Origin of the sequence: Terrabacter terrae (genome assembly GCF_039529575.1) — a bacterium.
Classification (GTDB): Bacteria; Actinomycetota; Actinomycetes; order Actinomycetales; family Dermatophilaceae; genus Terrabacter; species Terrabacter terrae.
Genome location: NZ_BAAANB010000111.1, coordinates 1 through 1041, shown reverse-complemented (window position 1 = coordinate 1041; position 1041 = coordinate 1). Strand labels below are relative to the sequence as shown.

Genomic DNA, 1041 nt, shown 5'->3' with positions numbered 1-1041 from the left:
GCGCGCCTGCTCGGCGTTGGTGACCCAGATGCCACCGTCGTTGAGGTCGGCCTTGCGCACGACCTCGCCCTCACTGCGGGTCGCGAGCCAGACGAGCAGGCTCGCGACGAGCGCGACGACGACGGTTGAGGCGATCCCGATCCGTCGCTTGGTGGCGGCGGTGCTCATGCGTTCCCCTGTTCGGCCGTGACCATCCGGTCGGCGGCCCGTTCTGCTGCGCTGGCTGAAACGCCGGCTGACGTGCCGGCTGAGGTGGTGCAGGCGTCGGTGGGCCCGTCGAGGAGGGCGAGGTCGTCCTCCGTCAAGAGCTTGGTCGAGAGCGCGTGCTCCACGAGCCGGGCCTTGCGATTGGTCGCGAGCTTGCCCACACCGCCGTGGAGGCCGCGGGTGCCGGCGTCGGCCAGCTTCTGGCAGACGTTGTCGAGCTTGCGGTTGAAGCGGGTGAGGGTCCAGCCGAGACGCTGGGCTGCAGCGGCAGAGGAGGGTATCTGGCTCGTGCCCGCTTCACGGCGCCGGAGGAACGGCTCGCAGAGCGCCACGATGAGCAGCTTCTGGTCCGGCGTCAGCGAGACCCGCCCGACCGTGGCGGCGCCGACCTCGTCCTCGGAGCCGTCCGCGTTGCCGGCACCCGGCGCCTCGGCCGTCACCGTCTTGAACGCGGGGCTCGCGACGTGGATCTCGAAGTCGTAGGTGGTCGGGCCGGCGGTGAACCACACGAGGAGCTTCCTCATGGCGAGCGGGATGCGGGCGCCGGGGTTGAGGAAGGCCTGGAAGAGGCCTTGCTCGTCGGCGACGGTCGCCGTCAGCGTCGAGCCGGTGTTGCTCAGCCACCAGAAGCCGGCCTCGTGCGAGACGACGAGGAACGTCCGGTGCAGGTAGGGGTTGTCGTCGACCTCGACGTCACCGGTGCGGCCGATGGTCAGGCCGGTGTCTGGTGACACGGAGTGCTCCTCGCCGCAGAACACGACGGTCACCTTGCTGTGGATCACGATCAGGTCCCCTAATCCCTGTCGACCGTGCCGCGGTGGCGCGCACCGGTGA

1 protein-coding gene is annotated in these 1041 nt (G+C 70.0%); it reads right to left on the bottom strand.

The genetic code is table 11. The features are described from left to right. Window positions 1-164: 164 nt before the first annotated feature. Window positions 165-989 (bottom strand): hypothetical protein, encoded by an 825-nt coding sequence (locus ABD194_RS19625; protein WP_425580036.1) that lies wholly within the window; start codon window positions 987-989, stop codon window positions 165-167. Between the last annotated feature and the right edge of the window lie 52 nt (window positions 990-1041).